The sequence below is a fragment of the Gracilibacillus saliphilus genome, from assembly GCF_010994085.1.
GTDB classification, from domain to species: Bacteria; Bacillota; Bacilli; order Bacillales; family Amphibacillaceae; genus Gracilibacillus; species Gracilibacillus lacisalsi.
Genome location: NZ_WJEB01000057.1, coordinates 1 through 7901, shown reverse-complemented (window position 1 = coordinate 7901; position 7901 = coordinate 1). Strand labels below are relative to the sequence as shown.

The following is a 7901-nucleotide window of genomic DNA, read 5'->3' as shown; positions in this document are numbered from 1 at the left end:
GCAGAACGCGTAACTTTGGTTGGGTCAACGATACCAGCGTCGATCATGTTTACCCATTCTCCAGTTGCTGCGTTGAAACCAATTCCAACTTTTTCACCTTTTAGACGTTCTACGATAATTGAACCTTCTAATCCAGCATTTTCTGCAATTTGACGAACTGGTGATTCTAGTGCGCGAAGTACGATGTTTACACCAGTAGCTTCATCACCTTCAAGGTTAAGTTCTGCAACTTTGTTATATACGTTAAGTAGTGCTGTACCACCACCAGAAACGATTCCTTCTTGAACCGCTGCACGAGTTGAGTTCAATGCATCCTCAATACGTAGCTTACGTTCTTTAAGTTCTGTTTCAGTTGCAGCACCAACTTTTACTACTGCTACGCCGCCAGCAAGCTTAGCTAGGCGCTCTTGTAATTTTTCTTTATCGAATTCTGAAGTAGTTTCTTCTACTTGTGCACGGATTTGTGCTACACGAGCAGAGATTTGTTCTGGGTCACCAGATCCTTCTACGATAGTTGTGTTCTCTTTGGTAACAACTACTTTAGAAGCGCGACCTAATTGCTCAATGCTTGTGTTTTTAAGTTCTAAACCAAGATCTTCTGTGATTACTTCAGCACCAGTTAATACAGCGATATCTTCTAACATTGCTTTACGACGATCACCAAATCCAGGAGCTTTTACAGCAACTGCATTAAATGTTCCGCGTAGTTTATTCACTACTAATGTAGCAAGCGCTTCGCCTTCTACATCTTCAGCGATTAATAGAAGTGGTTTACCTTGTTGTACAACTTGTTCTAGTACTGGTAATACTTCTTGGATATTGTTGATTTTCTTGTCAGTAATTAAAATGTAAGGATCTTCAAGATCCGCTTCCATCTTGTCTTGGTCTGTTACCATGTATGGAGAAGCATATCCACGATCGAATTGCATACCTTCTACAACTTCTAATTCTGTGTTGAATCCTTTAGACTCTTCGATTGTGATAACACCATCGTTACCCACACGTTCCATTGCTTCTGCAATTAATTGACCTACTTCATCATCAGCAGAAGAAATTGCTGCTACTTGTGCAATTGAATCTTTTCCTTCGATAGGTTTGGAAACTTTACGAAGTTCTTCCGTTGCGATTTCAACCGCTTTTTCGATACCGCGACGTACACCTACTGGGTTTGCACCAGATGCAACGTTTTTAAGACCTTCTTGGATCATTGCTTGTGCTAATACTGTTGCAGTTGTTGTACCGTCACCAGCTACATCATTTGTTTGAGAAGCTACTTCAGAAACAAGCTGTGCACCCATGTTTTCGAAACTATCTTCTAATTCAATTTCTTTTGCAATCGTTACACCGTCATTTGTAATTAGTGGTGAACCATATTTTTTATCTAAAACAACGTTACGACCCTTTGGCCCTAATGTTACTTTTACTGCGTTTGCAAGTGTGTCTACCCCGCGTAGCATTGCGCGACGTGCTTCTTCACTAAATTTTAATTCTTTAGCCATTGTGAAAAAACCTCCTTAAAATTTTAAAAAAGTTATGTTATTTATCTTTATAGCTCTTCGTTATCTTACTTAACTTACAACTGCTAAAATGTCACTTTCACGAAGAATTAAGTATTCTTTACCTTCATATTTTACTTCTGTACCAGCAAATTTAGAGAAAATGATAGTATTGCCCTCTTCAACCTCAAGTGCCACTTTCTCTCCATTGTCTGTTACACGACCAGAACCAACAGCTACAACCTTACCTTCTTGTGGTTTTTCCTTCGCAGAATCTGGAAGAACAATTCCACTCGCTGTTTTTTCTTCTTGCTCTACAAGCTCAATAATGACACGATCACCTAATGGTTTAAGCATCTTTTCGTTACCTCCTTGAATTTCTCATTCATTATTTTGTTGATTATTAGCACTCGTTCAAGAGGAGTGCTAACACAATTATTATAATAATGAAAACTGATTTTTTTTGCAAGTATTTTAATATCGTTTTTTAAAAAAATTTATCACGGTCGCTAACTATATAAGTGAAGGATACTCTCCACTTATGAACAGCAAAATACTCACATACTTCTATGTGTAGACGAAGTATTTCAATTTTATTCTAAATTTATGTTAAAATACGTATCATGACATTAAAAAGAGTTTAAGGGAGTCGTTATACTTGCCAAGAAAATATATTTATTTGATCATAACGTATATTGCTATGCAGTTTTCCATCTTTTTGGCTCTACCGTTTGTTTCCTACATTGATGATTTGGATACTTTCCAAGCTAACTGGAATATTGCATCATTCGCGATAGCTTTGATGATATCTATCTATTTCATAAGGGATGAAGTGCAAGATTTCTTCCAAGCACAACAAAAGAAAATTGGAACCATTATACTGTGGTCTGTACTAGGTTTTTTCCTTGTGATGATAACACAAGCCGTTGCTGTTGTTATTGAAATGGTAGTTTTCAAAATCCCACCTGGTTCAGAAAATACAATGGACTTAATGAATATAGCACGACAAACTCCTTTGTTTATTGTAATTATTTCTATACTGGGACCTATTCTAGAAGAGCTAGTGTTTCGTAAAGCTATTTTTGGTTCACTCTATAAGAGAATGAACTTCTTTTTCGCTGCGTTGTTATCTGGGGTCATTTTCGCTGCCGTTCATAATGATTTTGAACACTTACTTATATACACTTCAGTCGGAATGGTGTTCGCCTTTCTTTACGTTGAAACGAAACGAATCCTTGTACCAATTATTGTGCATATGTCCATGAATACATTTGCCGTAATCGGTCAACTGTCTGTCGATCCAGAAGAAATGGAACAGCAAATGGATCAAATAAAAGAGTTAATGACGATTCTTATTGGAGGACAATAGTATTATGCGTATTTCACCTTTACGGTCTGCCATTTTTTACATTGCGTTAGGCGCTTTGTTCACTTACATCGCAATCCAATCGGCAGATGAAACTGTTTTTAACTTTATTACCATTTTATTAGCAACCTTTGCAACAATTGATTTTGTGGTTGCGTTTAGATTAATCAATCTACATTTTCGCATAAAAAAAGCGAATGATAATAAGAAAAAATAGACTTAGCTACTGTTAGCTGAGTCTATTTTTTAGTAATGATATCTACTCTTCTCCTTCGTTCTCTAACGGATAATGCTTCATAAAATAGGCAAGTGATTGTAGTTCTACGGCTAAATCAATATGATGTACACGGACATTCTCCGGAACTGTAATTCTTGCCGGTGTGAAGTTCAAAATACCGCTGATGCCGGTTTTCACTAGGCGATCAGTAATATTTTGTGCTTCCGATACAGGTACTGTCAAAATCGCAACAGAGATATTTTCTAAGTTCCCCTCTAAATCATCAATGTGGTGCACTTGAATATCCCCTATCGTTTTGCCGACCTTTCGTTTATCAGCATCAAAAGCAACTTCAATTTTTGTATTATTATTTTTGGTGAAATTATAATTTAAAAAAGCGGTTCCTAAATTCCCTACACCAATTAGCGCAACGGGAGTATTTTCATCCTGATCTAATGTTTTACGGAAAAATCCCAACAAATATTCGACATTATAGCCATAACCTTTTTTCCCTAAAGCACCAAAATAGGAGAAATCTCGTCTTATTGTAGCAGAATCTACTTTCATCGCTTCACTTAATTCTTTTGAAGATACTCGCGACTTTCCCTGAATATGAAGATTATTTAAAAATCGATAATATAATGGCAAACGTTTCGCCGTCGCTTGTGGTATTTTATTTTGATTCATCATCATTCATTCCCCTTACTAGTTCGGTTTGGATTTGTGAATGTTTTTACTTACTTTTTATTCTAACAGAAAAGCGGTTAAATGTCGTGAAATAATTCACTTACAGCCAAACAACTGTGCTTGCAGTGGTTTCTGCTTTCCGATACACTGAACATATTAGAGGTGAAAGCAAATGATTTATTTACAAGTAAACAATTTAACCAAAAGATTCGGTGCTGAACTGATCTTATCTAATATAAAATTAGAGATAAAGAGGGATGACCGTATAGCTATAGTGGGTCGAAATGGTGCCGGAAAGTCTACTCTTTTAAATATTATTTCCAATCAACTTAGTTATGATGAAGGCGAAATTCATAAACCGAAAGATGTATCGTTAGGCTATCTTGCACAACACTCAGGTTTAAATTCTAATGAAACGATTTGGGACGAAATGCTTAAGATTTTCGAACACTTTCAAAAGGAAGAAAAAGCTCTACGCCAGATGGAACAGCAAATGGGCGATCCTGACCTACTTGCGGATAGTGATCGTTACGAGCAGTTGCTTGCCAATTATGATCAAAAACAAGAAGCCTTCAAGCTTGCGGGTGGTTATCAATATGAAGCGGACATAAAAGCGGTGCTAAACGGCCTTGATTTCCCAGAAAGCATGTGGACGACCTCGATTGCTACACTAAGTGGTGGTCAAAAAACAAGATTAGCTTTAGGGAAACTTTTATTAACGAAGCCTGACATTCTCATATTAGATGAGCCTACAAACCATTTGGATATTCAAACTTTAACGTGGTTGGAGGGCTATTTAAACAGTTATCAAGGTGCTGTCGTCATCGTCTCTCACGACCGCTATTTTTTAGATAAAACCGTGAATATTGTCTATGAAATATCTCGACATCATTCAACTAAATATCATGGCAATTATAGTGATTATTTACAACAGAAAGCGGCAAATTATGAACGTGATCTAAAGCTCTATGAGAAACAACAGAGTGAAATTAAAAGAATGGAAGAGTTTATTCAGAAAAATATTGTACGTGCTTCTACTACGAAACGTGCCCAAAGTAGACGTAAGCAGTTAGAAAAAATGGAAGTGATGGACAAACCAGCTGGCGAAGAAAGCTCTGCCAAGTTTACTTTTACAATTGACCGCAGAAGTGGTAACGATGTGTTAAAAATTAACGATTTAGCATTTCACTATCAAGAATCAGATCCATTCATTTTTTCAAATCTTAACTTGCATATCGAACGTGGGGATAGTGTAGCACTAGTCGGACCAAATGGTGTTGGAAAATCAACCTTATTAAAGACAATTATCGGACAGCTAGACCCTGCTTCAGGTGACATTCAGCTCGGAACAAATGTACAGATTGGTTACTATGATCAAGAACAAACACAATTAAATCCTAAGAAAACGGTATTGAATGAACTGTGGGATGATTATCCGGTCATGAATGAAAAGGACATTCGCACCATTCTCGGTAACTTCCTTTTCAGCGGTGATGATGTGTTACGTAATGTTTCGGCTTTAAGTGGTGGGGAAAAAGCGCGCCTAGCACTAGCAAAACTAATGATGGAGAAGGCAAACTTCTTATTACTTGATGAACCGACCAACCATTTAGATTTGGATAGCAAAGAAGTGTTAGAAGCTGCTTTAATTGACTATCCTGGATCGATATTGTTCGTCTCTCATGATCGTTATTTTATTAATAAGATTGCAACACATGTGCTGGAAATGCAAGCTAACAAAACCACACTCTACTTAGGTGATTATGATTACTATGTAGAGAAAAAGCAAGAAGAACAAGAACTTGCCGAACTAAAGAAGGCGGAAAAGAAAACTGTAGACAATCCGGAAACCACCAAATCGAATTTTGAAAAAGAAAAGCAATTAAAAAAAGAGCAACGGAAAAAAGAGCGTAGAATTAAGGAAATTGAAGATGAGATTGAACAACTTGAGTTAGAAATGGAAGAAATTGATCAAATGTTATGTGATCCTGACGTTTTTCAAGATCATGAAAAAGCATTGGAACTAACTAATCAAAATGACTCCTTAAAGGCAAGATTGGAATCATTAATGGAAGAATGGGAAACATTACACGACTAACCTATGACAAAGAGCATTCTACATGTCGAGAATGCTCTTTTTAACTCCACTATGGTCCAATATGTTTATCATTATTCACCCCAAACTCCCGTTTTGACTGTTTTTTGAACATACTCTTTAAAATCTCTTGGCTCACGTCCTAGAACCTGTTGTACTCCATCTCCTAAAAAAGAATTTCTTCCATCAAGCACAGATGTAAACAATTCCATCAGCAGTTCTATTGTATGTGCAGGTGTCCCGGCTTCACATAAAGCTTTTTCAAATTGCTGATGAGTTAACTTTATATAACTGATATTTCTTTGTATAACAGCAGATATATCATTTGTTGCTTCTTGGAATGTCATTAATCTTGGCCCTGTTAATTCATATAGTTTACCTATGTGTCCATCTTCTGTTAGCACCTTTACAGCAACTTCCGCAAGATCATCTACATCTATGAATGGTTCTGTAACCTTACCCACAGGTAATGCAATAACACCTTCTCTGATTTGGTCAATCAAAAAAGCTTCACTAAAGTTTTGATTAAACCAGCTTGATCTCAATATTGTCCAATGAGCATCTGAATTTTTTAGTTCGTTTTCACTTTTTACCGCTCCTTCTTCACCACGGCCAGATAGTAATACGAGGCGTTTCACATTATTTTGTAAAGCTAACTTTGTAAACTTGCTAATATCCTCGGCAGCACTTGGTACAGCAAGGTCAGGACTATACACAATGTACACAGCAGCTATACCCTCTAATACTTTTTGCCATGTTGATTTATCTTCCCAGGAAAAGGGTTGTTCACTATGCCTTGATCCGATTCTTACAGGAATGCCCATCGATAATAAACGTTCCGCAACACGCTTTCCGGTCTTTCCATTACCACCTAAAACTAAAATTGGCTTTTGCTTTTCATCCGTTTGCCTTTGTAACATCATTTCTCCTCCTTCTATTCTTTTTCTTCAGATCTATGTGTTTTCTAATTTCTCTTTTAATCATCAATCACCCCCTTCATACATTTGTTTGCACAAGCAACTATTTTTCTATAAGAAAATGGTTGAAGAAAATATCAACCACTAAAACTTTTCTAACTCATCGCTCATTTGTTCTAGCTGAACTGAGAGTTCATCCGCTGTTTCTCGTCCTAGGATTTCGGCATAGCGGTCACGTAATCTCATCCAACAATCATAGATCGTTGCCTCCAGTTCTTTTCCTTGCTCTGTAGTATAAATATAGGATGTGCGTCCCTCAACATTATTGTAGACTAATCCTTTCCTCTTCAGTTTTTCACAAATACGTGTAACAGTTGAGGGTTGTAAATGTAATATTTCGCCAATTTCTTTTTGTGACAGTCCTTGATTCTCGTATAGAACCATTAATAAATATGCTGCAGTTGGTGATAAGCCGCTTCGGGTAAATTCTTCTTCGGCCATCTTCGTTATAATTCTTGTAAAACGACTTGATGTAAAATATAAACATTCTTTCAAATATACATTTAACATAGTATAATTCCTCTTTTTTTATTTGTTTGCACAACTAAATAATAAACATATTCTTCTTATTTGTAAAGTGTTACGTAAATGATTATCAAAATATATTTGTTATTATTTATACACATGCTTATCCACTTATACACTCTTTGCAAATCAATTATTAAGAACTTTGTCCACATTATCCACATTCAGAGAGTATTTTATCCACATTTTTAAAGCGTTATAAATCCTTGATATCATAAGGATTATGTAATCATCCACATTTACTTTAAATGATCTGTGGATAAAAATTCAACTTACTATTAAGACATTTCTCTTTTTCTTAGCAGTAAGAAAAACCGGGAAAGCCCACCCGGTCCTGTCCAAAGTAGTTATTTTGACATAAATAATAGGCATAACAACCGCTGCGGCTTGCCCACTTCGCTTTCCGTGGGCCGTGTCTTCAGCTAACTTTTGTAAAGAAGATCGCTTTACAAAAGTGGATCTTCAGATCACGCTGATCCCACAGGAGTCGAAGTGGGCGCCTGCGCTAAATAACGTTCTGCATTTTTTTAACGTACGA

General features: G+C 36.6%; 8 protein-coding genes. 3 read left to right on the top strand and 5 right to left on the bottom strand.

The features are described from left to right. Both groL and groES read right to left on the bottom strand, forming a co-directional pair. A partial coding sequence (groL, locus tag GHT08_RS21585; RefSeq protein ID WP_163583451.1) for a chaperonin GroEL occupies positions 1-1499 on the bottom strand: 1499 nt, incomplete at its 3' end. 69 nt (positions 1500-1568) lie between these two features. Beyond that, positions 1569-1853, bottom strand: a complete 285-nt coding sequence (gene groES, locus GHT08_RS21580; RefSeq protein WP_018934111.1) for a co-chaperone GroES — start codon at positions 1851-1853, stop codon at positions 1569-1571. A 301-nt stretch (positions 1854-2154) separates the two neighbouring features. On the opposite strand from groES, the gene GHT08_RS21575 reads away from it, so the two are divergent. Then, the gene (locus GHT08_RS21575) at positions 2155-2865 is read left to right on the top strand and encodes a CPBP family intramembrane glutamic endopeptidase (protein WP_163583450.1); all 711 of its coding nucleotides are present in this window, start codon (positions 2155-2157) and stop codon (positions 2863-2865) included. A 4-nt stretch (positions 2866-2869) separates the two neighbouring features. Further along, entirely contained in the window at positions 2870-3079 is a 210-nt protein-coding gene (locus GHT08_RS21570; RefSeq protein WP_193568338.1) for a YdiK family protein, read from the top strand. 42 nt (positions 3080-3121) lie between these two features. Here the strand turns inward: GHT08_RS21570 and GHT08_RS21565 are convergent, their stop codons facing one another. Next, on the bottom strand, positions 3122-3769 hold the full coding sequence (locus GHT08_RS21565; RefSeq protein ID WP_163583449.1) for a redox-sensing transcriptional repressor Rex: 648 nt from the start codon (positions 3767-3769) through the stop codon (positions 3122-3124). A 169-nt stretch (positions 3770-3938) separates the two neighbouring features. Between GHT08_RS21565 and GHT08_RS21560 the strand changes: the two genes are divergently transcribed. Further along, positions 3939-5864, top strand: a complete 1926-nt coding sequence (locus tag GHT08_RS21560; RefSeq protein WP_163583448.1) for an ABC-F family ATP-binding cassette domain-containing protein — start codon at positions 3939-3941, stop codon at positions 5862-5864. 71 nt (positions 5865-5935) lie between these two features. On the opposite strand, the gene GHT08_RS21555 is transcribed toward GHT08_RS21560, so the two are convergent. Continuing rightward, positions 5936-6781 carry an NAD(P)H-binding protein gene (locus GHT08_RS21555; RefSeq protein WP_163583447.1) on the bottom strand — a complete coding sequence of 282 codons (846 nt, stop codon included), beginning with the start codon at positions 6779-6781 and terminating at the stop codon, positions 5936-5938. 141 nt (positions 6782-6922) lie between these two features. Further along, positions 6923-7348: a MarR family winged helix-turn-helix transcriptional regulator gene (locus tag GHT08_RS21550; RefSeq protein WP_163583446.1), complete on the bottom strand. Its 426-nt coding sequence runs from the start codon at positions 7346-7348 to the stop codon at positions 6923-6925. Positions 7349-7901 lie beyond the last annotated feature (553 nt).